23 protein-coding genes and 2 tRNA genes are annotated in these 25,757 nt (G+C 46.2%); 10 read left to right on the forward strand and 15 right to left on the reverse strand.

Annotated features, from left to right (window positions below):
- Positions 1–58: 58 nt before the first annotated feature.
- Positions 59–1,375: a Na+/H+ antiporter NhaA gene (gene nhaA / locus VIR50_RS11200; RefSeq protein ID WP_331935199.1), complete on the reverse strand. Its 1,317-nt coding sequence runs from the start codon at positions 1,373–1,375 to the stop codon at positions 59–61.
- A 676-nt stretch (positions 1,376–2,051) separates the two neighbouring features.
- Here nhaA and VIR50_RS11205 point away from each other — a divergent pair.
- Positions 2,052–3,299: a BaiN/RdsA family NAD(P)/FAD-dependent oxidoreductase gene (locus VIR50_RS11205; RefSeq protein WP_331935267.1), complete on the forward strand. Its 1,248-nt coding sequence runs from the start codon at positions 2,052–2,054 to the stop codon at positions 3,297–3,299.
- A 218-nt stretch (positions 3,300–3,517) separates the two neighbouring features.
- Here the strand turns inward: VIR50_RS11205 and spt are convergent, their stop codons facing one another.
- Positions 3,518–4,705 carry a serine palmitoyltransferase gene (gene spt, locus VIR50_RS11210; RefSeq protein WP_331935200.1) on the reverse strand — a complete coding sequence of 396 codons (1,188 nt, stop codon included), beginning with the start codon at positions 4,703–4,705 and terminating at the stop codon, positions 3,518–3,520.
- A 188-nt stretch (positions 4,706–4,893) separates the two neighbouring features.
- Here spt and VIR50_RS11215 point away from each other — a divergent pair, with 188 nt between their 5' ends.
- The gene (locus VIR50_RS11215; RefSeq protein WP_331935201.1) at positions 4,894–5,922 is read left to right on the forward strand and encodes a diacylglycerol/lipid kinase family protein; all 1,029 of its coding nucleotides are present in this window, start codon (positions 4,894–4,896) and stop codon (positions 5,920–5,922) included.
- A 13-nt stretch (positions 5,923–5,935) separates the two neighbouring features.
- Here the strand turns inward: VIR50_RS11215 and VIR50_RS11220 are convergent, their stop codons facing one another.
- From VIR50_RS11220 to VIR50_RS11240, 5 genes are read right to left on the reverse strand one after another with little or no spacing between them, the layout of a single operon-like run.
- Positions 5,936–6,634: a tRNA1(Val) (adenine(37)-N6)-methyltransferase gene (locus VIR50_RS11220; protein WP_331935202.1), complete on the reverse strand. Its 699-nt coding sequence runs from the start codon at positions 6,632–6,634 to the stop codon at positions 5,936–5,938.
- Between the two features lie 7 nt (positions 6,635–6,641).
- A complete protein-coding gene (locus tag VIR50_RS11225) occupies positions 6,642–7,343 on the reverse strand; it encodes a DUF2461 domain-containing protein (protein ID WP_331935203.1) in 702 nt (233 codons plus the stop codon).
- A 2-nt stretch (positions 7,344–7,345) separates the two neighbouring features.
- A complete protein-coding gene (gene nth, locus VIR50_RS11230; RefSeq protein WP_331935204.1) occupies positions 7,346–7,996 on the reverse strand; it encodes an endonuclease III in 651 nt (216 codons plus the stop codon).
- Between the two features lie 16 nt (positions 7,997–8,012).
- Positions 8,013–8,633, reverse strand: a complete 621-nt coding sequence (locus VIR50_RS11235; RefSeq protein ID WP_331935205.1) for an OmpH family outer membrane protein — start codon at positions 8,631–8,633, stop codon at positions 8,013–8,015.
- Between the two features lie 31 nt (positions 8,634–8,664).
- Positions 8,665–8,859 carry a hypothetical protein gene (locus VIR50_RS11240; protein WP_331935268.1) on the reverse strand — a complete coding sequence of 65 codons (195 nt, stop codon included), beginning with the start codon at positions 8,857–8,859 and terminating at the stop codon, positions 8,665–8,667.
- A 152-nt stretch (positions 8,860–9,011) separates the two neighbouring features.
- On the opposite strand from VIR50_RS11240, the gene VIR50_RS11245 reads away from it, so the two are divergent.
- The gene (locus VIR50_RS11245; protein ID WP_331935206.1) at positions 9,012–10,469 is read left to right on the forward strand and encodes an aminoacyl-histidine dipeptidase; all 1,458 of its coding nucleotides are present in this window, start codon (positions 9,012–9,014) and stop codon (positions 10,467–10,469) included.
- A gap of 307 nt (positions 10,470–10,776) precedes the next feature.
- Here VIR50_RS11245 and VIR50_RS11250 read toward each other — a convergent pair whose 3' ends face one another.
- The 4 genes from VIR50_RS11250 to VIR50_RS11265 form a co-directional block, all read right to left on the reverse strand.
- Positions 10,777–11,358 carry a hypothetical protein gene (locus VIR50_RS11250; protein ID WP_331935207.1) on the reverse strand — a complete coding sequence of 194 codons (582 nt, stop codon included), beginning with the start codon at positions 11,356–11,358 and terminating at the stop codon, positions 10,777–10,779.
- Positions 11,315–11,950 (reverse strand): hypothetical protein, encoded by a 636-nt coding sequence (locus tag VIR50_RS11255; RefSeq protein ID WP_331935208.1) that lies wholly within the window; start codon positions 11,948–11,950, stop codon positions 11,315–11,317. Before VIR50_RS11255 ends, VIR50_RS11250 begins: the two co-directional genes overlap by 44 nt.
- 28 nt (positions 11,951–11,978) lie before the next feature.
- On the reverse strand, positions 11,979–12,512 hold the full coding sequence (locus tag VIR50_RS11260) for an outer membrane beta-barrel protein (protein ID WP_331935209.1): 534 nt from the start codon (positions 12,510–12,512) through the stop codon (positions 11,979–11,981).
- Between the two features lie 329 nt (positions 12,513–12,841).
- Complete coding sequence (locus VIR50_RS11265) at positions 12,842–13,540, reverse strand: phosphatase PAP2 family protein (protein ID WP_331935210.1); 699 nt, start codon at positions 13,538–13,540, stop codon at positions 12,842–12,844.
- Between the two features lie 199 nt (positions 13,541–13,739).
- On the opposite strand from VIR50_RS11265, the gene eptA reads away from it, so the two are divergent.
- Entirely contained in the window at positions 13,740–15,290 is a 1,551-nt protein-coding gene (gene eptA, locus VIR50_RS11270) for a phosphoethanolamine--lipid A transferase EptA (RefSeq protein ID WP_331935211.1), read from the forward strand.
- A gap of 234 nt (positions 15,291–15,524) precedes the next feature.
- Here the strand turns inward: eptA and VIR50_RS11275 are convergent.
- The 3 genes from VIR50_RS11275 to htpG all read right to left on the reverse strand — a co-directional run bounded on the left by VIR50_RS11275 (position 15,525) and on the right by htpG (position 17,866).
- Positions 15,525–15,601, reverse strand: a tRNA-Arg gene (locus VIR50_RS11275).
- A 30-nt stretch (positions 15,602–15,631) separates the two neighbouring features.
- Positions 15,632–15,705 (reverse strand) — tRNA-Arg (locus VIR50_RS11280).
- Positions 15,706–15,811: 106 nt separating this feature from the next.
- Positions 15,812–17,866 carry a molecular chaperone HtpG gene (gene htpG / locus VIR50_RS11285; RefSeq protein WP_331935212.1) on the reverse strand — a complete coding sequence of 685 codons (2,055 nt, stop codon included), beginning with the start codon at positions 17,864–17,866 and terminating at the stop codon, positions 15,812–15,814.
- A 591-nt stretch (positions 17,867–18,457) separates the two neighbouring features.
- On the opposite strand from htpG, the gene lysS reads away from it, so the two are divergent.
- The 6 genes from lysS (at position 18,458) to VIR50_RS11315 (ending at position 24,851) form a co-directional block, all read left to right on the forward strand.
- Positions 18,458–20,194, forward strand: coding sequence for a lysine--tRNA ligase (gene lysS, locus VIR50_RS11290; protein ID WP_331935213.1), 1,737 nt, complete (start codon positions 18,458–18,460; stop codon positions 20,192–20,194).
- Entirely contained in the window at positions 20,187–21,182 is a 996-nt protein-coding gene (locus VIR50_RS11295) for an NAD(P)H-dependent glycerol-3-phosphate dehydrogenase (RefSeq protein WP_331935214.1), read from the forward strand. The genes lysS and VIR50_RS11295 overlap by 8 nt, the downstream gene beginning before the upstream one ends.
- 60 nt (positions 21,183–21,242) lie before the next feature.
- On the forward strand, positions 21,243–22,589 hold the full coding sequence (locus tag VIR50_RS11300) for a glucose-6-phosphate isomerase (RefSeq protein WP_331935215.1): 1,347 nt from the start codon (positions 21,243–21,245) through the stop codon (positions 22,587–22,589).
- A 7-nt stretch (positions 22,590–22,596) separates the two neighbouring features.
- On the forward strand, positions 22,597–23,316 hold the full coding sequence (locus VIR50_RS11305) for an HAD family hydrolase (protein WP_331935216.1): 720 nt from the start codon (positions 22,597–22,599) through the stop codon (positions 23,314–23,316).
- A gap of 34 nt (positions 23,317–23,350) precedes the next feature.
- Positions 23,351–24,271 (forward strand): GYF domain-containing protein, encoded by a 921-nt coding sequence (locus VIR50_RS11310; RefSeq protein WP_331935217.1) that lies wholly within the window; start codon positions 23,351–23,353, stop codon positions 24,269–24,271.
- Positions 24,272–24,428: 157 nt separating this feature from the next.
- Entirely contained in the window at positions 24,429–24,851 is a 423-nt protein-coding gene (locus VIR50_RS11315) for a DoxX family protein (protein WP_331935218.1), read from the forward strand.
- Between the two features lie 122 nt (positions 24,852–24,973).
- Here the strand turns inward: VIR50_RS11315 and VIR50_RS11320 are convergent, their stop codons facing one another.
- Positions 24,974–25,711, reverse strand: a complete 738-nt coding sequence (locus tag VIR50_RS11320; RefSeq protein WP_331935219.1) for a sigma-70 family RNA polymerase sigma factor — start codon at positions 25,709–25,711, stop codon at positions 24,974–24,976.
- Positions 25,712–25,757 lie beyond the last annotated feature (46 nt).

Consider the following 25,757-nt stretch of genomic DNA (forward strand, 5'->3'; position numbering starts at 1 on the left):
CTATTTATCACACAAAACACAACTATCAATAAGTAATTGAAAAACAATCGTTTACCAACTACTTCTTCAAGAGTCGGTAACCGATGATTCCGCCAAGGATAGAAGCGGCGAAAATGCCCACCTTGGCCTGTATATATTGGTCGTGATGATTAAACGCCAACATCGTGACAAACATCGACATGGTGAATCCGATGGACGCAAGGAAGCCCAAACCGGCCACCCGTCGCCAAGTCATGGAGCGCGACCGATGGCCCAAGCCCGCACGTTCGGTCAGCCAAACGGCCGAGAGTATGCCCAAGGGTTTGCCCAACAGCAAGCCCAATAACACGCCTATGGCCACGTGGTTTTCGGTAAGTACCGAGAAATCCATGTCGATAAACGACACGCCGGCATTGCCCAAGGCAAATACGGGCATGATAACAAACGATACCAAAGGCTGCAATCCGTGCTCCAAACGCTGCAAAGGAGGCATGGCCTGCACGGAGTCGGCCTGCACACGGGTCAGTATTTCCAACTGCTCGGGCTCTAAAGTGCGCACGTCATTGCCCTCGGCGTTCTCGAAACGGCGCAACTGTCGCCGCATACGGGCTATGAAAGCAACCTCCGGAATATGAGAGTCGGCAGGAATAACCATGGCGGCCAACACGGCCGAAATGGTGGCATGAATACCCGACATGAGGAAAGCTACCCACACGCCGCCTATTCCTAATATGCCGTAAAACCAAACATTCTTCACGCCAAGCCGATTACCGATAAACATTACCACCAATATGGCCATGCCAACAGCCAAACTGGCCAAGGAAATATCAGAGGTATAAAACAGCGCTATCACCAAAACGGAGCCAAGGTCGTCAACAATGGCCAGCGTAGTAAGAAACACTTTCACCGTGATAGGCACTCGGTCGCCCAATATATACAGCACGGCCAAGGCGAAAGCGATGTCGGTAGCCATGGGTATTCCCCACCCTTGCACCACCGGGGTGCCCCAATTAAGGAGAGCATAGATGGCTGCCGGGAAGAGCATTCCGAAGAAAGCGGCCACCACGGGCATGACAACGCTGCGTATATTGCGCAGCTCTCCGCCGATAAACTCATGCTTCAACTCCAATCCAACGACGAAAAAGAAGAGCGACATAAGCCCATCATTGATCCAATGTTCTATGCTGAAATTAAGGAAAGGCTGATGATTGAACACGAAACCGAAGTGGTAATGCAGGAAACCGGCGTACTCATCACGCCACGGCGAGTTAGCCAACAGCAGGGCAACGATGACCGATATGGCCAAAATAATACCGCTCGAGCGCTCGCGTTGCATAAATTGAACGGCGGGTAAAATCACTCTCGATTCTATCTCTCTTTGATATTTTCTTCTCATAAAAAGTGGGTTATTTGTCTTGGGTCACACAAACCGTGACCTCATTCCTTACTTACAATTCCTTACAAAGATACGAATAAATATTGAAATATCAAAGCAAGGCCCTATGAAGTGCACGTTAAATCTGATGGGACGCAGGCAAATAATCAAGTAAAAAATTGCGATTTTTCTTGACAAAAAGCCTCTGTAGAATTGATTATTTCTGACAAATAAAAATCTATTGTCAAAAAACGGATTTTTCATGGATTATCAATAAAACATTGATAATCAACATTTTATCTTCTTTATGTATATCTTTACTCTTGCGGTTAGGCCTTGCATGGTAGTCAATATGCCTGCAATGACCGTGCGAAAGGGCTGCCTCGGGCAAATAAAAGGGTTGCTTCGGGCAGATGAAAGCATACCTATCAGGAGCTCAAAGCAGGGCTACGGGTCGGTCATAAGGCTGCTTTGAGCGTTTCATCGCGTATTTTTCATCATATCATCATCTACCATTCACCGCCCCATCTCATGAAAACGGGGCGTTCACGGGACCAAGCAGAGCATTTTCCATGCTATTTAACACAAAACAAGGATGGCTTTTTTAGTGAAAAATATATGACATAATATCGCTTCATTAATTTGCTTTGGCTTTAGTTTTGGCGTATCTTTGCACCTATATAGTTAATTCACGATGATGAGCGCAACAAAACATATCGCCGTGATTGGTGGCGGGGCAGCCGGCTTTTTCGCCGCCATCACCGCCAAATCAATGGCCAAGGACGCCAATGTTACCATCTATGAGAAGACCGGAAAGGTGCTGGCTAAGGTCGGCGTTTCGGGCGGTGGACGGTGTAACCTGACTAATAACTTCGCCCATATCAGCGATTTGAAGCAGGCCTATCCAAGAGGTCACCGGCTCATGAAGCGGCTTTTTAAGTCGTTTCGTGAGACTGATGCGTACCAATGGTTCGAGGAGCATGGCGTGGAATTGGTGACGCAGGACGACGGGTGCGTGTTTCCCAAGTCGCAAGACTCGCAAACTATCATTGATTGTCTTGTCAATACGGCTCGGCGATTGGGGGTGAACGTGGTGTTTCATCATGGGCTCGTGGCGCTCAAGTCGTTGGAAGACGGACGATTGGAGGCCGATTTCAAGGGGCAGAAATCACTGTGTTTCGACAAGGTTATCGTCACTACGGGTGGATCGCCACGGCTGCAAGGCCTTCAGCTCCATGCCCAATTGGGCCATGAAATAGCCTTGCCGGTGCCTTCGTTATTCACTTTCAACATCGCCGACAAGGCTTTCACGCAGCTCATGGGGGCCGTTATCGACCCCGTAACGCTCTCTATTCCGACCACAAAGTTTAAAAGTACGGGCGCATTACTCATCACTCATTGGGGCATGAGCGGTCCGGCTACGTTGAAACTTTCGTCCCATGCGGCCCGCTATCTGTATGAAAACGAATATCAAACAAAGGTGGCCATCAATTGGGTAAACCAATCCAATGCGTCGGCCGTGGAACAATGCCTCATGGAAATGGCCATCAAGAATCCTAAAAAGCAATTGAGCAGCCTGCGACCCTTTGACTTGCCGTCGCGTGTTTGGCTGTTCTTGCTGGGCAGGGCCGGGCTTGACGCGGAGAAACGGTGGGAAGAACTCGGCCGAAAAGGCCTCAACAAACTCATCGAAACCCTCACTAACGATATGCACATCATCAGTGGCAAGGGCAGTTTTAAGGAAGAATTCGTTACTTGTGGTGGCATTGGCTTACAAAGCATACAAGCCAATACGCTCGAAAGTAAGGCTTGTCGAAACCTCTTTTTCGCAGGTGAGGTGCTCGACATCGATGGTATCACGGGTGGATTTAACCTCCAAGCCGCATGGACAACGGGCTACACGGCCGGGAAAAGCGCCGCCGAGCAACTATCATCGGCTATCTAAAGCGCCTTGCACCCTCATCAGTAAGCGTTCTACCGGCTATCTCCTCACCCTTCATAACTAACATAAAAAAGGCCAAAAAAAACGAATAAGCGCCCCACCGGCCACCCCTTCGCCCTTCATAGCCAACATACAAGAAACAATAAACCCCGAAAGTAGTTGCCTGACTTTCGGGGTTTTGTATTAAAAAGAATATTTCTTTGAGAATTGTTTCAAGAAGATTACTTGATGATTCCTTCTTGAACAAATACTTTCTTCAATGCTTGCACACCACGCTCTACCTGCTCTTGCGTGTGACTGGCCATCAAAGCGAAGCGTACCAATGTGTCTTGAGGAGCACAAGCTGGCGGAATCACGGGGTTGATAAACACACCTGCTTCAAATGCGAGCTTAGTTACTTCAAAGGTCTTATTGATGTCTCGAACGTACAAAGGAATGATGGGGCTCTCTGTATCACCGATTTCAAAACCTTCTTCTCTAAAGCGACGCAACGCATAATTGGTGATGTCCCACAAGTGTTCCAAACGTTCGGGCTCTTCTTGGATGATATGCAATGCTTCCAAAGCTGCGGCTGTAGCGGCCGGAGAGTCACTGGCAGAGAAGATATAGGTACGACATGAGTGACGCAAATAATTGATTGTATCTTTATCACCGGCAATAAAGCCACCGATAGAAGCCAAACTCTTGGAGAAAGTTCCCATGATCAAATCGACCTCATGGGTCAATCCGAAATGGTCACAAACGCCACGTCCCTGCTTTCCAAACACGCCGAGACCATGTGCCTCATCTACCATGACAGAACAGTTGTACTTATGCTTGAGCTCAACTATCTCCGGTAATTTGGCCAAATCGCCCTCCATGGAGAATACACCATCGACAACTATCAGCTTAACAGCCTCAATTGGAAGCTTTTGAAGCACACGCTCCAAATCCTCCATGTCGTTGTGTTTGTAATGAAGTTGTGTTGCGAAACTCAAGCGACGACCATCAACAATACTGGCGTGGTCACGATCGTCACAAATAATATAATCACCACGACCTACAACGGCTGCTATAACGCCCGCATTTACTGAGAAACCGGTAGAGAAACACAGTGCATCGTCTTTCTCCTCAAAGGCTGCCAACTCTTTCTCTAATTGAACATGCAAATCCAATGTTCCATTAAGGAATCGGCTACCAGCACATCCGGCCCCATACTTATCCAAAGCTTTATGCGCAGCTTCAATAACTCTTTCATCACCGGTAAGACCAGTATAGGCATTAGAACCAAACATCAAGACTTTATGTCCCTCCATTGTTACTTCCGGACCTTGCTTACTTGTGATTGCACGGAAATACGGATACACACCTGCCTCCATATATTTTTGTGGTTCGCGGTAGGCTGCGTATCTTTCTTGTAATTGTCCCATTTTTAAATAAAGGTGTAGTAAACTACGTTAATTTTTTACAGGCTGCAAAGATACTAAAAAGATATGATTTGGCATTATTTTTTCTTTAAAAAGTGAATAATAGAGAAAATTAACACCCATATTAAAGCTATCTAATTGAAATAAGTGTTATATTTGCAATAAATTATGCAACAGTAATGCGCGTATAAATGAAGAAGAAGATTGTATTTATCATGAACCCCATATCGGGAACGGCCAGCAAGGCCGGAATTCCCGACCTAATTGAGAGCGATATTGATAAAGATCAGTTCGATTACCAACTAAAACTTACCGAACATGCCGGGCACGCATCTGAAATTGCAAAAGAGTGTAAGGAGAATGGAATTGATATAGTTGTCGCGATAGGTGGCGACGGTACCGTCAACGAAGTGGCGAGAGCAATCGTCAATTCTGATACTACGCTCGGAATCATCCCATGTGGTTCGGGTAACGGATTGGCCCGCCACTTAATGCTCCCTTTGAATATTCGCAAATCGATTGCCATCATCAACGAGTGTGTTATTCATCGTTTGGATTATGGAATCATCAATAATTTTCCTTTCTTCTGTACTTGTGGCATGGGCTTTGACGCCTTTGTAAGCCAAAAGTTTGCCGAATCGGGCAAACGAGGACCTATTTCCTATATAGAGAATGTATTGAGAGAAGGCTTAAAGTATAAGCCCGAGACTTATACGATAGAGGACGAAAACGGGGCCAGCCAATACGAAGCATTCCTTATTTCATGTGCCAATGCCTCACAATATGGGAACAATGCTTACATAGCTCCACAAGCATCAATGAGCGACGGATTGATGGACATTGTCATTATGGAACCATTCGATGTGCTTGAAGCTCCTCAAATAAGCATTGACATGTTTAATAAGACGTTGGATAAAAGCTCTAAGATTAAAAGTTTCAGATGCAAGAAACTCCATATCCATCGCAATAATCCCGGAGTAATCCATTACGATGGCGACCCGGTCATGACCGGTGAGGACATCACAGTGGAGCTGATAGAAAAAGGTATCAACATTATTGTAAATCCACATGCCGACAAGAAACTCCGACAACCTAACATGTTGCAAAACACGGCTTGTGAAATATTCAATCAAATCAACAGTATTAAGACGGGAATAGAAAGACAAGGCCGGCAAATACAAGCCCTTAACAAGGCTCTACTCCGAAAACTGAATTTCTAAAAGTAAACAATGATTAAAGATAAAAGTCTTTGGTGAGCCGATGATACCACTCACTACGGCTGCCATCAGAGGCATTTAATAGCTGAACTTCAAAGCTATAAACGACATTCCGCCGATTCGTAAGCTCCAACAAGCTGCGTTTCGGCGCTTTTCGTTCTACCGTCTTCACGTCGCAACGCCTACTAAGACGCAAACCAACTAAAGCAGCTTGAGCGACAATTGGCTCTACCGCATCGGTCGGAACAATCAAAGACAAAGTAGAATCCTCGCCCATCAATCTTTCAGAACAGACTATCAAATCCCGAAAACTCAAACTATCCGTATGGCGGGCGTTAGTTCTTTGCACTTCCGCAGCTTTTAAGGAATCAACAAAAAAAGGAGGATTACTAACGATAGAATCAAACTTTTCATCAAAAGAAAAGGATTGTAAAGGGCTGTGAAACAAAGAAATACGATGATAAAACTTACTCTCCCGCACATTCTCACATGCCTGCTTACAGGCTTCCTCATCAATTTCAATCCCGGTAACAGCCGCTTGCAGAAACCGCTGCGCCATCATCAACGCTATCAATCCCGACCCTGTTCCAATGTCAAGGATTCGCTTTCCACCATTTGCCCAAGCCCCTAACAAGACTCCATCAGTACCAACTTTTTGGCCACATCGGTCATGCCGGACAACAAATTGCTTAAAAGAAAACGAATCCTTGCCCATACAAAAGCTATTCGTAGTCGTCAATGACGTTGTTCATAAAGTCCATCATGGGCTTGGCTACCTGAAACATCTTGGCAGTTTCGTCCAACCAACCCTCTCCTTCAAAGAAATTATCAGCCACACGGTGCCAACAACAATAGTCTTTCATGCGAAGATACTCGATGTACTTATAATCTTTGGGAAATCCCGAAGGGCATGTTTTTAATGCGGCAAGGCCAAATCCTTTCTCCGACTCCTCCCAACTTCCTTCATTGGGATAGCCAAACATTTTGATGAATTGCCCACTCTCCACACACTTACGCCACTCATCAATATTGCCCATAATCTCGTTTCGACACGAAGTAAGGATATTCGTAGGCAACCAATAGCTACCAACGGCTATCATACAGTGGCCCGGCTCCAAATGAATATAATATCCTCCACGCAATGATTTCTTACCTTTGGCACAGATATAAGCCCCTAAATGGTTCTTATAAGGCGATTTATCAGGTGAGAAACGGGTATCACGATTAAATCGATACGTACAATCCTTTACCTGTAAATGGGCAATTTCCTCATCAAAAGAGCTGAAACGAGTAATAGCCTTGGCTATACCATCCTCAAAATCCTGCCTTACCGACAGATATTCCGCCTTATGTTCTTGATACCATTCACGATTATTATGAGCCGCAATAGCCTGCAGATACTTTAAAATTCTCTTTGTATTCATCGCTAATCCAATTTACTGTTAGCCATTAACTTAGGACAAAACTTCTCAAAGTCGCATTGGCTACACTTCGGTTTCTGACTTTGGCAGACATATCTTCCATGTAACAGCAACCAATGATGGGCCTTGGGAATATCAGCTTCAGGAATATGCTTTACCAAATACTCCTCCACCTTTTTAGGCGTATTGGCAGTTGCGGGCACCAAACCTAATCGATGGCTCACCCGAAACACGTGGGTATCTACCGCCATGGTAGCTTTGCCAAACCAAACAGCCTGCACCACGTTCGCCGTTTTGCGCCCTACACCGGGCAACATGGTCAGTTCTGCCATGTTATCGGGCACTACGCCGTCAAACTTCTCAACCAACATGCGCGACATTTCTACCAAATGCTTGCTCTTGGCATTAGGATAACTAACGCTTTTCACATATTCAAGAACGTCCTCTTCATCGGCAGCCGCCATCGTTTGCGCATCAGGAAAATGTCGAAAGAGCTCAGGCGTCACCTGATTTATCCGCTTATCCGTGCACTGTGCGCTTAACAAAGTAGCCACCAATAACTGAAATGCGCTGCCAAATTGCAATTCAGTCGTCACAATTGGCAGCGTATTCCGAAAATGTTCTAATATGAATTCGTATCTTTCCTTACGAGTCATATTGTTATAAATCGTTTTATTTCTTTTCTTCTTTAGGAGTTTCAGCCTTCTTGGCCGGCTTATAAGCCTTATTCAAACCGGCAACAACCTCCTTGGTTATATCATAAGCCTTATCGGCATAGAGCAAATTATCGCCCTGTTTACTGAAAATAATGCTAAACTTCTTATCCTTATTATATATATTAAGGAAATGCTGAATGCTATCACGCAAGGCTACATTATATTTATCGGTCTCGGTTTGGAACTCAGTGCTTAACCGCTGGTTCAAAGCCTGCAAGTCATTGTTCTGCTTCTGCAAGCCGGCCTGAATGGCTTCAGCCTGCTCCCGTGTATAAGCATTCTGCTGAATCTTCTGCTGGAAGTTAGCAGCCGCAGCCTGCAACTGCTGCTGTTTGGCAGCCAATGTGTTCTGAATGTTCTGTCCCTTCTTTTGAAGTATCAAGGAATAGTCCTTACAGAATGTATATTGAGACATGATACTATCAACCTCTACATAAGCAATTTTAAGACCGGCAGGCGCTTTCGGCTCCGCGTCAGCTTTAGAATCCATTTTAGGACTCGACTGATTACAAGATGTCATAGCCATCATTACCATTGCAGTCATGGCCAGACTGCTCATCATGTTTTTCTTTTTCATATCTTTTTAATTATCTATTTTCCATTGCTCATCAGAAAGCACGCTCTTTGGCACGGGCTTCCTTATCTTGATCTATCACACAGTGAATCCCTTGTTTTCGAAGTCCGGGATTATCATGAATATGCTGTGAAGAAAATTTACCTTTTTTCTTGAGCAACAATTTAATCGATAATAATGCTATACAGATAGCAATTATTAACATGCTAAGAAGCAGTGTTTCTACCATTTTTATTAATTTTGCAGTGCTCCAGTGTAAATTATTTGGTGCAAAGATAGTGTAATTGAATGGAATAACAAAAATAATTACTTCATTTTTGATTACCAAAATGTTACCCGGACTTTAATTATGAAGAATTATAATAATCAAACTTTAATAATATGGAGAAAAGTTTATTGACCCCCGCGAGTGTATTTGAGCAGTTTGCTATTATCAATACAATCCCCCGTCCGTCCAAACATGAAGAGAAGATGATAGAATATCTCAAGGAGTTTGGCGCAAAACATAATTTTGAAACTGAAGTTGACGAAACCGGAAACGTTATCATCCGCAAGCCCGCAACACCGGGTTATGAGAATCGTCCCACCGTTATTCTGCAGAGCCACATGGATATGGTATGCGACAAACTTGTCGATGTAGAGTTCGATTTCAACACTGACGCCATCCAAACTTATATAGATGGTGAATGGCTGAAGGCAAAAGGCACTACCTTAGGTGCTGACGACGGTATTGGTTGCGCCATAGAATTGGCCGTATTAGATAGCAATGATTTGGAGCATGGCCCCATTGAGTGTGTCTTTACACGTGATGAGGAAACCCAGCTCACCGGTGCTTCAGGCATGAAAGCCGGCTTTATGAAAGGTGATTGGCTCATTAATCTTGACTCAGAAGACGAAGGTCAGATTTTCGTTTCATGCGCCGGAGGCCGCAGCACCACCGCAACATTCGACTTCCAACGTGAGGCTGCACCCGCAAACTACTTCTTCTTTGAAGTATCTTTAAAGGGTTTGACCGGTGGCCACTCAGGTGATGACATCAATAAGATGCGTGCCAACGCCATCAAAATCCTGACCCGATTCCTTTATATACAGCAAGAGAAGATCAGCTTACGCCTTGCCGGCTTCAACTCCGGCAAGCTCCATAACGCCATTCCCCGTGATGGTAAGGTAATCTTTGCCGTTCCCGCCGACCAAAAAGAGAATGTTCGGGCCGATTGGAACGTCTTTACACACGAGGTAGAAGATGAGTTCCACGTTACCGATACCGCCATGGTATTCAATATGAGCAGCGCCGAGGCCTGCCCGGTTCTCCCCCAAGAGGTCAGCAGCAGAATCATCCGGTCGCTCCAAGCCATTGACAATGGTATCTTCTCTATGTGCCAAGACGAGGCTTTGGCAGGCTTGGTAGAAACCTCAAGCAACGTTGCCGTAGTCAAGACTTCCGACAATCAAGTAGAAATTCTCGCATCACAGCGCAGTAATGTGATGAGTAATTTGGACAACCAGTGCAACACTATCAAGGCCGTATTCCAACTCGCAGGCGCCAAGGTGCTGCAAAACGACGGCTACCCCGCATGGAAGATGAATCCCGATAGCAAGCTCACGCAATTGGCTGTCGATACTTATAAGAAGTTGTTTGGCAAAGAACCAGAGGTAAGAGGTATTCATGCCGGCCTTGAGTGCGGACTCTTCTCGGAGCGCTACCCTAACCTCGACATGGTATCTTTCGGCCCAACGCTCCGCTATGTGCATACTCCTGAAGAGCGTCTCCACATTCCTACCGTTCAAATGGTATGGGATCACCTGCTTGAAATCCTCAAGAACGTTCCCGTAAAATAAAGCAATTACCTTTTCCGCACAGCCTGCGGAAAAGGTAATCATTGGAATTTTATAACGACGGTACAAGCGTTTTGTAAAATCATAAGCGGCTTTTGGCATTGCGATATGCCTGCTTTGACCTTGCGAAAGGCCCTCTTTGACTGCGTTATAAGCCCTCTTTTACAATATACGAGCTATGCTTTCATCAGACGATACATAGCTCTTTCAACCATAAAGGCGTTGTTTGCTTGAATCAATCACATGCAAACAACGCCTTTTTCTTTATCTTTCGGCCCATCAAAAGCCTATAACATGGGGCTCGAAGGGCTTATAACTCAAAGCTGACACCCAACTTTACATTTACCGAAGGCAATATTTTGCCATCTATCAAATGCGTCATTGCGTTCACACCAACAGCATATCCCGCATAGAAATAATACTCCCAACCGACCATGGCGCCAACCGACAAGCCCTTGAACTTATCCATGATGATGTCGCCATCCGCACCATACTCGTCGCGTGTCGTCTCTATGGCGCCCCAACCACCGATAAGCTGCGCCGTGAGAAACGTCTGTTCGCCTATCGGATAGGAGTAGCCGGGGCCCACGCCTAACAAGAACGCGTCGCATTTTTCGGCCTTTCGATTGAATCCGCCATGCACAAGCGCGGCCACATACCACCGCTCTCCTAACAACATTCGGCCTCCCACATTGTAGCCCCAGCCTATTTTCTTATCAAGATGATTAAAGTATTGGGGACCACCGGCTAAGTCAATATGGAAGTATTGCGCACAAGCGACACTCGGAAAGAAGAGCAGCGTAAGGAGCAACATTCGTCGAAATCGCCCCGACAGCTCACTTCGCATCTTACTTCCGTGGCTGATACTGCTCCACAATCTTGTCAAAGTCATAAGGACTTATCTCTAAATCGGTCAGCTTTTTACACAGAACGGGGTCGTCACTCAAGTATTCCAACAGATACTTCCGTGTCTGTCGTTTGCTTAAATCGGTCATGCCAAAAGCACGGGGCTTGGTTTCACCACGTTTCAATGCGTAGTAATTTATGCTTCCATTCTTGATACTTGTAATCTTCAAGTCGCCGCTTTGCGTTATCGTATAATCAAAACTACAAGCGTAAATGTCCAAATATTTTCCCGTATTAACAATGGCCATCCACATAGGTTTACGCTCTTTACCGTTCAACCAGTACGAAGGCAGATATTGCAAAGCGTGCTTCTTCTCTGCGTGAGTCTTCTTCCAAATATGTAAAGAAGCTATGTCTTTTGCCTCCACTACCACCTTATCATTCTCTCCCATCACTATAGTGAGCTTCTTGGTATTGGCATTGGGCGTTTCTACCCTACCCGTATAAGTCTTTCCAGAGGTAGTAACGATACGGCCATCTTCCTTATCGGTGGCATCTTTTACCAAACCATAAACCTCGCAACCGGTCAATATGGCCGTGAAAGCCATCATGGCTCCCATAACAAATAACTTTTTCATAAATACTTCTTTTTTATTTTTCGTTTGATTACCATACTACAGCCGCGCCCACGGTAAATACCGGGCGATCGAAATCTTTGGCATAATGATACTTTACTTCGCCAAAAACCTTGAAACTCGGCGATAGATAATACTCGTAACCCGCGCCAATATTGGCATGTATACGACCCTCTTCCTCGTCGCCATAGTCATCGCCTAAATCTACTAATACTCCGGGAGGAGGAGCTATAACGTCCTTCATTTTCACCTTCGTATAGCCCAAACCAACCAACGGATATACGCCCATTTGCTTCGTTAAAGGGAACACATAATGGAAGTCAGCACCAAAATCGAACATGCTAACCTTCTTGTTTTCAAAGAAATAGTTGCCATAAACGGCGGCCCGAAAGTGGTCACTGAAGAACTTATGAACAACCAAACCCGCGCCAAGATTGGTATAATTACTACTCGTACCATAGCTTGCCGTGGCACCAAAGGCATAACTACCGAAGTCTACTTTTAGCTGCGCATGGGCCGAAACACAACTCACAGCCATCAAGAATAAGATTAATGCTTTTTTCATTGGATTAAAATTAGTTATATAAGTCAAATAAGTTATATCAATCAACTGTACATTCTACATAACCATTACTGCGCAAATATAACGAAAAAGTTAATCGGTTGTTCTCGAAAAGCCCTTTTCCGAACTTATTTTAACTCCGTTATCGTTTTTTTTGTTTTATTCACAAATAAATCAAAAAGCCCATGACAAACCGCATGAAGCATGAGGGCGCATGCTCCATTAAGGGAAAAGACAAAAATCAAAGGGCCTTTGCCATCTGTCTCAAAAGCGATAACAACACTGTTACAAGCCGGTCCTACTTTGCCCGGTTGCCGAAAAGAATAAGTCTGCTAAATCTTTTTCTTCCCCTTATTAATAGGTAAAAGGTGTTGATTAAACCACGTTTTCTGCATCCACTGCTTTTTGTAAAACAAGCAAAACATAAGACAAGGTATGATAAAACCTATCAAACTACCCCCGAGAACATCGCTCAAGAAATGCTGCGAAAGGTATATGCGGGAGTAGCCTCCTAACACAGGAAGGAAGAATAAGATTATAGTAAGGACGATACCCTTCGTTGCTTTCTTGTCCTTACACCGACTGTCATAGCAGCAAGCGATAAGTAATGCCGTCAAAGTAGCAAAGGCAAAGAACGTGGAAGTATGTCCCGAAGGGAAAGAATGTTGGGTACGCATGCGCACACCTTCGACCAATGGCAGGTCCACACCGGAGTTCGCAAAGAACGTTATAGGGCGAGGCATGTTATACAATCGCTTGATTGTAAAGGCCGTCAATGCGCAAGTAAGCTCTGAAGCCGCATAAAGATAAGTCCATCCGGCCTTCCAAAACAACAGCGGAAAGGCTGCGATAACGTAAAAAGGCCACTCTGCCAATTGGGTACTGTAGGCAAACAACCCGTCTAAAAATGGCGTATGATAACTATTTAACAGCAGATGGAGTTCGCCTTTGGGGTAAACCACCAACGCGATAATCATGGTTGTAATAAACAAAACATACAATACAACGAATGGTATAAAGGTTCTTTTCATTGTTGGTAAATATAGAAATCGGCGCAAAGGTAGGCATATTTCTCGGGAAAGCCAAAGATATGAGCCAAACAACCACTACAAAACAAGAATTGTAAGGAAGTCTTCATACGCATGATCAAAAAACAGTTGAAACCCAAGGTTATGCTAAAGAATGTTCTTACCTTTGCCTTAGAAACAATTAAAACGCTTCATTAAAAGTATGAAAGTATTTCAATTTCTACGCAAGCCCATGTCCTTGACGGTGTTCGCGGGACTCATGAGCCTTGGCAATTTGGTGTTCTACAATATTCCTTTCTTTAATTTTGTATTGGAACATGCCAACCATTCCTTCCTCACAAAATCATTCCTGATGATAAGTTTGGTCATCATCATGTTGGTACTCAACTTCATGATGTGCTATTTACTTATCTATCTGCTGCGCTATGTGGGGCGAATCATCCTTGCCATCTGCAGCATTTTGAGCGCCACTTGTACCTTCTTTGTCATCAACTACCATGTATTGATCGACCGCTCCATGCTGGGCAACGTGTTCAATACCCGCGAATCAGAGGCTTCGGGCTTTATAACGCCAACGTTATTTCTCTACGTTCTCGTCTTCGGAGTACTGCCGGCCATCTATATCCTTGCGCAAAAGATTGACCGAGGAAAGCTAAAACGCTTCGGCATAGCTTGCGGCAGTTCCCTCGGAATGGCTGTCGTATTGGTATTGCTCAACCTCAATCAAGTATTATGGATTGGCAAATACGACACCGAGTTGGGCGCTTTGGTCATGCCCTACTCCTATATTGTCAACACCATTCGTTGGTTCTCGGCCAAAGCCGACGCCAATAAAGAGGAGATACTCTTACCTAAAGGCACCTTCGAGGACAACGAGAAGACGGTCGTAGTGCTCGTTATAGGAGAGTCGGCCCGCAAAGCTAACTTCCAACTCTACGGCTATGACGTACCGACCAACCCCGAGCTATCCCGCCGAAACGACCTTACCGTGTTCAATGCGCAGTCATGTTTCACCTATACTACGGCCGGAACGAAGAGTATTCTCGAATACAAGGAGACTTCAAAGCTATATGAAATACTGCCCAACTACCTTAACCGCATGGGTGCTGAGGTGGTATGGCGCACCAGTAATTGGGGAGAGCCACCCGTACACATAAAGGAATACAAGACAAAACATGACCTTCAAAAAGAACATCCCGATATTCCGGCCCGCTACGATGAGATTCTTACCGCCGGATTACGCGACCGTATCCTCGCAAGTAAGAAGAACAAAGTGTTCATAGTGCTCCATACCAGCACCAGCCATGGCCCTAATTACAACACCAAATACCCGAAAGAGTTTGAGAAATTCGCACCGGTATGCACCAATGTGGAGCACGCCAAGGACTCCATTCCCGAACTTATCAACGCTTACAACAACACAATACTCTACACAGACCACCTGCTCAACGGCCTCATCGATACGCTAAGTACGCTTGAAGGATGGCATAGCGCCATGATGTTCGTGTCCGACCATGGCGAATCGCTCGGTGAAAACGACCTCTACATGCACGGTTTGCCTATGAGCATGGCCCCGAAAGAACAGTACGAAATACCGTTCTTCGTATGGACCTCGCCCGGATTCCGACAATTAAAGCCAAAGAAAGAGCTCATCGACCAGCACTATGTATTCCACTCGGTGCTCAATCTGCTCTCCGTAAAGAGCCCCATCTACGATGGCGAACACGACCTATTTATAAATAAAAAGAAATAAACCGCAAGCATAACTGCCGCTCCCTCTCCTTCATCAAGCCATTCCCCGCGCCATACAACGAAGGATACGGGCCACAGCCCATCCTATGCTTACTGCTCAAAACACCTATCGGCCCTTGGTAATTACCTAAAGAGTAATTCTCAAGGGCCGATTTTCTATTGCATAACTCCTTACCAATCAAGGCGCCGTTTGCCACAAACAAAAAAGAGGTTTTCATTTCTGAAAACCTCTTGATGGTGACTTCGCTGGGATTCAAACCCGGAACCTTCTGATCCGTAGTCAGATGCTCTATTCAGTTGAGCTACGAAGCCATGACCATATTTGTACGCTTCGAGAAAGTGTGACTTCGCTGGGATTCAAACCCGGAACCTTCTGATCCGTAGTCAGATGCTCTATTCAGTTGAGCTACGAAGCCAGTTTTTCTCATTTGCGAGTGCAAAGGTAGCTACTTTTTCTGTAACTACCAAATTTTTGCACACATTTTATCACATAATTGTAATTAACGAATCAGAAAGTCGTTATTAACCAATCATATCCACACTACGCTTCAGGAATGCGTCGAGCGCAGCACCCTTGAGCATTCCGTTTTGCAAAAGAGCCAAGTCGATGAGCTGATGTACCACGGCATTATCCTTGGCATAAGTAGCAAGAACGTCGGCTTTCTTAGCCCGCTCGTCCTGCACTGCCTTCTCGGTATTGGCCACATCGTCACGCTCTTCCTGCGTAATTTCCTCGGGCTTCTTCTGCCCTTGGCTCTGACGAAGCACCGCCAAACGAGCTTCTTGGCCCTTTATCTCGCTCACGATAGGCTTCAACGCCTCGGCGGTAGCGGCGGTAGTATCGCCCAACACCTGCTTTACGAGCTTATGATCGCTGTTAAGTACCAGCGTATAGCTATCGGGCATTTGCGCGTAGAAGTTCATTCCGGGCTGGAAATGGCTCATTTCCTTCATGCGACGCATGTACTCATTCTGCGTAACCACTACGGGTTGAGCCTCCAAACCAAGGGCTTGCACCTCTACCATGAACTCTGCTTTGTCGAGTTTTGGCATTTGACTACGGAACACTTCTGACAAATTGTCACGCTGTTCGTCGGTCAAATCGGTGGCCTTAGCGTCTTCCTTAACGATGATACGGTCGATAATATCAGAGTCGACACGGGTAAACCGGCTCTTCTCAAACTTCTGTTCGAGCATGGAAGCCACGGGAACATCGAGCTCACCATCCATCAACAAAACGCTGTACCCTTTGTTCTTGGCCGCCTCTATATATGTATATTGGTCGTCCTTGTTGGTGGCATAGAGGTAAATAAGGTTGCCTTCCTTATCGGTTTGCTCACCTTTGATAACGTCCTTGTACTCATCGAAGGTGAAATATTTGCCCTCCACGTCCTTCAACAAGGCAAAGTCCTTGGCGCGATCGTAGAAGTCAGGCTGTGACAACATGCCGTAGTTGATAAACAACTTCAGGTTATCCCACTTCTCCTCGTACTGCTTTCGGTCCTCCTTAAATATGCTTTGCAGGCGGTCGGACACCTTTTTGGTGATGTAAGTGCTTATTTTCTTCACGTTGGCGTCGCTCTGCAGATAGCTGCGGCTCACGTTCAACGGTATATCGGGTGAGTCAATAACGCCATGGAGCAGCGTAAGAAACTCGGGAACGATACCCTCTACCTGATCTGTTACGAACACCTGATTACAATAAAGCTGAATTTTATTGCGCTGTAACTCGATGTTTGAGCGCACGCGAGGGAAGTAAAGAATACCCGTAAGGTTGAAAGGATAGTCCACATTGAGGTGAATCCAGAACAAAGGTTCGTCCTGCATGGGGTACAAAGTACGATAAAAACTCTTGTAATCCTCGTCCTTCAAACTGCTGGGAGTCTTAACCCACAGCGGCTCAACGTCGTTAATCACGTTATCATCAGCGGTCTCTACCTGCTTACCTTCCTTCCATTCGGTCTTCTTGCCAAAGGCCACCGGCACCACAAGGAACTTGCAATACTTATTCAGAAGCTCCTCTATCTTATTCTTCTCCAAGAACTCCGCGCAGTCGTCAGATATGTGGAGAACGATGTCCGAACCACGATCGGCCTTGTCGGCGTCGTCTATCTCAAACGCGGGACTGCCGTCGCAACTCCACTTCACGGCCTTACTTCCTTCCTTATAGCTGCGGGTTATAATCTCTACTTTGTCGGAAACCATGAACGAAGAGTAGAATCCCAAGCCGAAATGACCTATGATAGCGTTGGCATTATCCTTATATTTATCCAAGAAATCGGTCACTCCCGAGAACGCTATCTGATTGATATACTTATCTATTTCCTCCTCGGTCATACCGATACCACGGTCGCTGATGGTCAGCGTTTTTTGCTCTTTATCCAAGCTAACACGAACGGTAAGGTCGCCCAAGTCGCCCTTGAAATCGCCACGTTCGGCCAAAGTCTTCATCTTCTGCGTAGCGTCGACGGCATTAGAAACCATTTCACGCAAGAAGATTTCATGATCAGAATAGAGAAACTTTTTGATAACAGGGAAGATGTTCTCGGTCGTAACCCCAATATTTCCTTTTTGCATAATATGTTATTTAGTTATTTGTTTCCAGTCATTCGTAATGCAAAGAGCGTGCCAAAATTATTTACAAATGCCTCATCGTGGGTCGATTATTTGCAAGAAAACAATTTACGATGCGAAAAAACGTAATTTTTCAAGACTTTGATAACCCATTATTAATCAATAAGTTATCACATCTTACCACATAACAGCTTCATTCTCACTACCCCATTTGCCCCTTATGACCACGCCAAAGCACTGCTTTCAGCCGGCAAAAGACCATCAACCACTCGTTTAAAACGCCATTCTAACAGCGTCAAAGGCCCCAAATGAGCCATTCATGGCACGTTTTTTGAAGCGTAAAAGCTGATTTTAAGACTTGTCAAAGCTCATAAACGCCATTTCGGAAAGCTAAATGACAGATTTTCAAGAGCACTTTTTTAGTGAATAATTCTTTACAAATCATGCTTCCATTTCTCCTCTCCGAATACGCCGACAGCCCACCGCAATCCCGCCTCTACAAGGCCTCTATATAATAAATAAGGTGAAATCAACCGCCATATCAAAAAATATTAGTAACTTCGCAGCCAAAAGTATATATTCCAATATAAAGTTATGAACGTTTTAGAATTAAGTGAACAGGAGATTGTCCGCCGACAAAGTCTTCAAGAATTACGCAACATGGGGATTAATCCCTACCCCGCCGCCGAGTTTCCAACCAATGCTTATTCTACCGATATAAAAGAACTCTTCAGCGAGGAGGAGCAACCCGAGGTGGTAATTGCCGGCCGTATGATGAGCCGACGTGTGATGGGAAAGGCCAGCTTTGCGGAACTTCAGGATAGCAAAGGCCGAGTTCAAGTCTATATTTCGCGCGATGACATTTGTCCGGGCGAGGATAAAGACCTCTACAATAAGGTTTTCAAGAAACTACTCGATATTGGTGACATCATCGGAGTGAAAGGTTTTGTCTTCAAGACACAAACGGGCGAAATCAGTGTGCACGCCAAGGAGCTGACCATTCTTAGCAAAAGTCTCAAGCCACTGCCCATCGTGAAGTACAAGGATGGCGTGGCTTACGACAAGTTTGACGACCCCGAGCTGCGTGCCCGTCAGCGTTACGTGGACCTCATTGTCAACGATGGCGTGAAAGATACCTTCCTCAAGCGAGCCACCGTGCTGCGTACCATGCGCAACTTCTTCGATGAGCACGGCTATACCGAGGTAGAAACACCTACGCTCCAGAGCATTCCCGGCGGTGCGTCGGCCCGTCCTTTCATCACTCATTTCAACGCGTTGAATGTCGACATGTACATGCGTATCGCCACGGAGCTTTACTTGAAGCGACTCATCGTGGGCGGTTTTGAGGGTGTTTACGAAATAGGTAAGAACTTCCGAAACGAAGGTATGGACAAATTCCATAACCCCGAGTTTACTTGTATGGAGCTTTACGTACAGTACAAGGATTATAACTGGATGATGAGTTTCACCGAGCAACTGCTCGAAACCATCTGTAAGGCCGTTAACAACGGCAGTACCGAGGTACAAAATGGCGACAATGTCATTTCCTTTAAGGCTCCGTTCCGTCGTCTTCCCATACTTGAGGCCATCCAAGAGAAGACCGGTTTCGACCTCAGCGATAAGAATGAAGACGAGATTCGTAAGATAGCGACCGTCGACTTACGCATGGAAGGCATTGACGAAACGTTCGGTAAAGGCAAGCTGATCGATGAAATCTTCGGCGAGTTCTGCGAAGGTTCCTTCATCCAACCTACCTTCATAACCGATTATCCGGTAGAAATGAGCCCGTTGACAAAGATACATCGCTCTAAACCGGGGCTGACCGAACGCTTTGAGTTGATGGTAAACGGTAAGGAATTGGCCAACGCCTACTCCGAGCTTAACGACCCCATAGACCAAGAAGAGCGCTTTAAAGACCAAATGCAGTTGGCCGATAAGGGCGACGATGAGGCCATGATTATTGACCAAGACTTCTTGCGTGCGCTCCAATACGGTATGCCTCCCACTTCGGGTATCGGCATTGGAATCGACCGCCTCTGCATGTTGATGATGGGTAAGGAGTTCATTCAAGAGGTACTTCTCTTCCCCCAGATGAAGCCCGAGGCCAAAATACCGCAGAATAGTGTAAAGGAATGGGCCGAACTTGGCGTCAGTGAAGAATGGGTTTACGTGCTTCGCAAGGCCGGTTTTAATCTTATCAGCGACATTAAGGAGCAAAAGGCACAGGGATTGCAGCAGAAGTTGGGCGAGATTGTCAAGAAATACAAGCTCGATTATCAGAAACCCACGGTAGAAGAGTTCCAATCTTGGATAGATAAGGCCAATGTATAACTGCGGACGAATAGCTATCATAGGCGGTGGTTCGTGGGCTACGGCCATCGCCAAGATAGTGGTGCGCCATACGCATCACATCGGATGGTACATGCGTCGTGAGGATCGTATCGAGGAATTCAAGCGCTTAGGCCATAATCCCGCGTACCTTATGACGGCTCATTTCAATACGGATGAGATTGATTTCTCAAGCGACATCAACCGCATTGTGCACGACTATGACACGCTTGTCTTCGTAACACCATCGCCCTATCTCAAGAATCACTTAAAGAAACTTACCACTCCGCTCCACGATAAGCACATCGTTTCGGCCATCAAAGGCATTGTGCCCGATGAGAATGTGGTGGTTTCGGAGTATTTCCATCAGGTTTGGAACGTGCCCTACGACCAAATCGCCTGCATAGGTGGCCCCTCTCATTCCGAGGAAGTGGCCATGGAGCGCCTTTCTTATTTGACTATCGGCTGCTCGAACATCGAAAAGGCGCAGGCATTTGCCGACGTCATATCGAGTGAGTTCATCAAAACAAAAACCTCATCCGATATTGTCGGTATAGAATACGCTGCGGTTTTAAAGAATGTTTACGCCATTGCGGCCGGCATTTGTCATGGAATGAAGTACGGAGATAACTTCTTAGCCGTGCTCATATCTAACGCCACGCAAGAGATGAACCGCTTTTTGACCGCCGTATATCCTACCAGTCGTTCTATTGAGGATAGCGTTTACTTGGGTGACTTGCTCGTTACGGGCTACAGTAACTTCAGCCGTAACCGTACGTTTGGTACGATGATAGGCAAAGGTTACTCCGTTAAGAGTGCGCAAATCGAAATGGAAATGATAGCCGAAGGCTATTACGGAACCAAGTGTATGAAGGAAATCAACAGCCAAGTGCTGGTTGACATGCCTATCCTTGACGCCGTTTATAACATTCTCTATGAGCGAAAAGACGCGTTCTTTGAGATAAAGCAATTGGCCGATCGTTTACAATAATGACTTATGAAAACAGTAGTGACACCCTCGTTCGCCACTGTTCAAAATACACAAACAACAATGAAAAGTATCAAATTAGACATTACAAAAGCCGAACAGTTCCTCTCTAAGGGTGCGGTAGAGGCTTATGAGGCAAAAGTAAAGGCTGCTCAGGAAGCCCTCGAGAATGGCACCTGCGCCGGCAACGACTTCCTTGGCTGGCTCCATTTGCCATCAGGTATCACCGAGGAATTCCTCAATGAAATCCAAACCGTGGCCAACACACTTCGTGAAAAGTGTGAAGTGATTGTTGTAGCCGGTATCGGTGGCTCCTATCTTGGTGCCCGTGCGGTGATTGAAGCCTTGGGAAACAGCTTCGATTGGCTCATCAACGACCGCAAGAACCCGACCATTCTCTTTGCCGGAAACAACATTGGAGAGGATTATCTCTATGAACTGACCGAGTATTTGAAGGACAAGAAGTTCGGCGTTATCAATATTTCAAAGTCCGGAACCACCACCGAGACCGCCTTGGCTTTCCGCTTATTGAAGAAACAATGTGAGGCTCAACGGGGTAAGGACGAAACTCGTGACGTTATTGTTGCCGTAACCGACGCCAAGAAAGGTGCCGCCCGCACCTGCGCCGACAAGGAAGGTTATAAGAGTTTCATCATCCCCGACAACGTTGGTGGCCGCTTCTCGGTACTCACTCCGGTAGGTTTGCTGCCTATAGCCTGCGCCGGTCTCGACGTGAAAGCATTGGTTCAGGGTGCCACTGACATGGAAAAAGCCTGCGGAAAGGATGTTCCTTTCGCCGAAAACATGGCTGCCCGCTATGCGGCAGTGCGTCAAGCACTCTATACACAGGCCGGAAAGAAGATCGAAATCGTAGCTAACTTCCAGCCAAAGCTCCACTTCATGGCCGAATGGTGGAAGCAATTATACGGTGAAAGCGAAGGAAAAGAGCTCAAAGGCATATTCCCTGCCGCCTGCGACTTTACCACTGACCTCCACTCTATGGGCCAATGGATTCAAGAGGGTGAGCGTTCTATCTTTGAAACGGTTATCTCCGTGGAGTCACCTTGCCACAAAGTGGACTTCCCTCACGATGAAGAGAACCTCGATGGGCTTAACTTCCTCGCCGGAAAACGTGTGGATGAAGTCAATAAAATGGCCGAACTTGGCACTCGCATGGCCCATGTGGATGGTGGAGTACCTAACATTCTCATCAACATTCCCGAGCTTTCGGCATACTATCTTGGCCAACTCATCTACTTCTTTGAAATCGCTTGCGGTATCAGCGGCCTGCTTCAGGAGGTTAATCCCTTCAATCAGCCGGGTGTAGAGGCCTATAAGAAGAATATGTTTGCCCTACTTAACAAGCCCGGTTATGAGGCAGAGAGCAAGGCAATACGCGAGAGATTGTAATCTATTCATGCTAAAAGAAAAGATAAATCTATACTTAGAGAAGCACGGTTTGGGACATTTCTGCCCCAAAGCCGTGCTTTTTGATATGGACGGAGTGCTGTATGACAGCATGCCCCATCACGCTATCGCATGGCAAGAGAGCATGGCACGCTTTGGCATTACCATGACCGCGCAGGACGCTTACGCCACGGAGGGCGCACGAGGCATTGACACCATCCGGCATTTTGTCAAACTCCAAAAGGGTGAGGACATATCATTGGCCGACGCGCAGACCATGTACGACGTCAAAACCCATATCTTCCACACCATGCCCGAGGCTCCCATCTTCGATGGAGTGCTCGATGTGATGGAGCTGCTTGCCCACCATGATATAACGATCAATGTCGTTACAGGCAGCGGACAACGCCCTTTGATCGACCGATTGCTCCGTGATTTCGGTCGTTTTCTTAGCAAAGAACATATCGTAACGGCCTATGACGTGGACCGTGGAAAGCCCTATCCCGACCCATATCTTATGGGACTACGCAAAGCCGGCGACCTTTTGCCGTGGGAAGCGATGGTCGTTGAGAATGCGCCACTGGGCGTCCAGTCAGGTGCATCGGCCGATATATTCACGATAGGAGTCAACAGTGGTCCCCTGCCCGACCAAGTGCTTTACGATGCCGGCGCCCATATCGTCTACCAAAAGATGACCGAGTTGCGTGTTGCACTGAACGATTTATTTTAAGAAAAAGGTATCACTAAAACGCCATCATTTACGTATGAACTATTTTATCATCAAGAACAACCGGCAGGAAGGCCCTTTCACAATAGATGAATTAAGGGCTAAAGGCATTACGTCAGAGACCCTTGTATGGACTGAAGGCATGACCAATTGGACGCCGGCATGGCAGGTTGAGGAATTGAAAGATTTGCTCTTCAACTCCCAAGAAACCGCTACGCCACCACCTTTCACCCCATCCCAATATGCCACTAACAGCGAGCGGCCCTACCAAACGACCACTGCCAACGGCTACCGACAAGCTGTTCAACCACCACTTCCTAAAAAGAACCGCCACATAGGCCTATGGTTAGGCGCCATCGTTGCGTTTTTGGCACTTACTTTTGCCTTTACCAACCCTGACAAGCGTGCCCATCAAGACGCCATTCGTGACAGCCTGACGTCTTATGTAGATGAAAAGACCGTCAATGAGAATGATGATTTCATCACCGCCGGACTTAAGATGATGAGCCGAATGCTCACGGGAAGCGTATTCGACGCACTCAGCAACACGTTGGATTACCACAATTACCTGTTCTTTTCCAAGACAACCGTGCGTTGGAACGGTAAGGACCACACTGTTTCCTATGGCTTTTTAGGCAAAATCATCACAATGAACAGCGATGACATAACCAAGGCTTTGGAGCGCAAAAGCCCCGGACTACTCGATCAAAACGACGCAAGCAACGCTTATGAGAGCACGGAAGAAAGTACCGAAGGCCAAACTGAAACCGACGTAAACTCCACTGACGCAGACCAAACGACCAACGACGAGCACACTGCTGATAAGAATACGACCGACAAAATCATTAATACGATTGGCAATATCGTAAAAGAACAGGTCAAACAAGAAAGCGACAGCACAACGGGAAGCGGCCTCCAAAAGATTATTGACGGCGTTTTGGATTTACTGAAAAATTGATTAAGCATTGCAGAAGTCACGCTTCGGACAGACGTAAGCTGCTTTTTAAATTTACAATAATAATAATCTCACAAAAACAAGACACCCCTTTCACAGACTATAACTACCGTTCCGACACACTGTTGGGACACATTTTGACAATTAAATTTTAAGAATTATGACATTAGAAAAGGATTTTCTTCGCAGCAATGACTGCGGTTTACTGTTGTTACGTTTAGCCATAGGCGGACTCATGTTGTTCCATGGAGTTCACAAACTGACTGCCGGCGTAGGCTTCATCGGTGGCATGCTGACCCAAATGGGCCTGCCCTCGTTCATTGCCTATGGCGCTTTGGCCGCCGAGCTTGTGGCTTCCATCATGCTCATTATCGGCCTATGGACCCGTGCGGCAGCCGTCGTGTTTGCCGGCAACATGGTTGTGGCTATCCTGATGGCCCACGCAGGACAAATATTCTCCGTTGATCCGATGACCGGCGGTTGGGCCATTGAGTTGCCAATGCTCTACCTCCTCGGCGCAGGAGTTCTCTGCTTCACCGGTGCCGGTAAGTATGCCGTTACCCACGGAAGCGTACTTGACTAAACAGCTTTGGGCCACGCAAACCGTGGCCTACCCCCTATCATATAATAAGGTGGAAGATTTCAAACATCAACGGTTTGTCATCTTCCACCTTTTATATTTCTTTCTACATACTTATCCTTGTGCTACAATCGTTTCAAAACGGGATTATATTTGCCTAACTTACGCAGGGCGGTCTTCCTTATCTGCCGCACCCGCTCACGCTTCAGGCCCAAATGGTTGCCTATCTCGGCCAAAGCCGTATGGTCAGTTCCTATCCCATAGAAAGCCGAAATGACCAAACGCTCACGCTCATTGAGCACTATCATCGCCTCTTCCAAGGCTTTTCGGTCAAATTCCGCTACCAATTCATCGTCAGCTTCGGGCGCATCCTCGTCATGAAGCACGCTCAACAAGCTCACACTCTTACCCTCTACCAGCGGCGCATCTACCGAAAAAGGACGGCTGTTGTACTGTTCCATCGGATTGGTCTCGTTCTTTGGAAGCCGATAAATGCCGGCCTGCTCATTCAAAGCCCGCTCGATAGCCCTCCGTATATAAGCCTCGGCATAAGCGATGAAGCGCAATCCACGGCTGCTGTCAAAGTTCTCGGCCGCATGAATAAGCGCCATGTTGCCTTCACTGATAAGGTCATTCATGCCCAAACCCTCTCCCTGATAATGCTTGGCCACAGCAACGACAAAACGAAGATTGGCCTCTGCCAGCTTGTTCAGAGCCCGGCGGTCACCTTGTCGGATACGTTCCGAAAGCTCCTTTTCCTCTTCCAAAGAGAGCAAAGCCTCTTTTCCGATTTCATCCAAATAAGTATTCAATGAATTGCTCTCACGTTCGGAGAGCGGTTTTCCTGTCTTTATTTTTCTCATAAATCGTATGTTCTAACTAATGACAACAATATGTGGCATTGTTGTA

This window comes from Prevotella sp. (assembly GCF_036570325.1).
GTDB lineage: Bacteria > Bacteroidota > Bacteroidia > Bacteroidales > Bacteroidaceae > Prevotella.

What these genes read in the sequence shown, in the direction of transcription:
- VIR50_RS11250 (WP_331935207.1), bottom strand. Translation starts at nt 11,358, where the DNA reads ATGACTTTGACAAGATTGTGGAGCAGTATCAGCCACGGAAGTAAGATG.
- VIR50_RS11260 (WP_331935209.1), bottom strand. Translation starts at nt 12,512, where the DNA reads ATGAAAAAAGCATTAATCTTATTCTTGATGGCTGTGAGTTGTGTTTCG.
- lysS (WP_331935213.1), top strand. Translation starts at nt 18,458, where the DNA reads ATGAACGTTTTAGAATTAAGTGAACAGGAGATTGTCCGCCGACAAAGT.
- VIR50_RS11265 (WP_331935210.1), bottom strand. Translation starts at nt 13,540, where the DNA reads ATGAAAAGAACCTTTATACCATTCGTTGTATTGTATGTTTTGTTTATT.
- VIR50_RS11235 (WP_331935205.1), bottom strand. Translation starts at nt 8,633, where the DNA reads ATGAAAAAGAAAAACATGATGAGCAGTCTGGCCATGACTGCAATGGTA.
- VIR50_RS11305 (WP_331935216.1), top strand. Translation starts at nt 22,597, where the DNA reads ATGCTAAAAGAAAAGATAAATCTATACTTAGAGAAGCACGGTTTGGGA.
- VIR50_RS11225 (WP_331935203.1), bottom strand. Translation starts at nt 7,343, where the DNA reads ATGAATACAAAGAGAATTTTAAAGTATCTGCAGGCTATTGCGGCTCAT.
- VIR50_RS11240 (WP_331935268.1), bottom strand. Translation starts at nt 8,859, where the DNA reads ATGGTAGAAACACTGCTTCTTAGCATGTTAATAATTGCTATCTGTATA.
- VIR50_RS11300 (WP_331935215.1), top strand. Translation starts at nt 21,243, where the DNA reads ATGAAAAGTATCAAATTAGACATTACAAAAGCCGAACAGTTCCTCTCT.
- VIR50_RS11205 (WP_331935267.1), top strand. Translation starts at nt 2,052, where the DNA reads ATGAGCGCAACAAAACATATCGCCGTGATTGGTGGCGGGGCAGCCGGC.
- VIR50_RS11295 (WP_331935214.1), top strand. Translation starts at nt 20,187, where the DNA reads ATGTATAACTGCGGACGAATAGCTATCATAGGCGGTGGTTCGTGGGCT.
- nth (WP_331935204.1), bottom strand. Translation starts at nt 7,996, where the DNA reads ATGACTCGTAAGGAAAGATACGAATTCATATTAGAACATTTTCGGAAT.
- VIR50_RS11320 (WP_331935219.1), bottom strand. Translation starts at nt 25,711, where the DNA reads ATGAGAAAAATAAAGACAGGAAAACCGCTCTCCGAACGTGAGAGCAAT.
- VIR50_RS11310 (WP_331935217.1), top strand. Translation starts at nt 23,351, where the DNA reads ATGAACTATTTTATCATCAAGAACAACCGGCAGGAAGGCCCTTTCACA.
- spt (WP_331935200.1), bottom strand. Translation starts at nt 4,705, where the DNA reads ATGGGACAATTACAAGAAAGATACGCAGCCTACCGCGAACCACAAAAA.
- VIR50_RS11245 (WP_331935206.1), top strand. Translation starts at nt 9,012, where the DNA reads ATGGAGAAAAGTTTATTGACCCCCGCGAGTGTATTTGAGCAGTTTGCT.
- eptA (WP_331935211.1), top strand. Translation starts at nt 13,740, where the DNA reads ATGAAAGTATTTCAATTTCTACGCAAGCCCATGTCCTTGACGGTGTTC.
- nhaA (WP_331935199.1), bottom strand. Translation starts at nt 1,375, where the DNA reads ATGAGAAGAAAATATCAAAGAGAGATAGAATCGAGAGTGATTTTACCC.
- VIR50_RS11255 (WP_331935208.1), bottom strand. Translation starts at nt 11,950, where the DNA reads ATGAAAAAGTTATTTGTTATGGGAGCCATGATGGCTTTCACGGCCATA.
- VIR50_RS11215 (WP_331935201.1), top strand. Translation starts at nt 4,894, where the DNA reads ATGAAGAAGAAGATTGTATTTATCATGAACCCCATATCGGGAACGGCC.
- VIR50_RS11315 (WP_331935218.1), top strand. Translation starts at nt 24,429, where the DNA reads ATGACATTAGAAAAGGATTTTCTTCGCAGCAATGACTGCGGTTTACTG.
- VIR50_RS11220 (WP_331935202.1), bottom strand. Translation starts at nt 6,634, where the DNA reads ATGGGCAAGGATTCGTTTTCTTTTAAGCAATTTGTTGTCCGGCATGAC.
- htpG (WP_331935212.1), bottom strand. Translation starts at nt 17,866, where the DNA reads ATGCAAAAAGGAAATATTGGGGTTACGACCGAGAACATCTTCCCTGTT.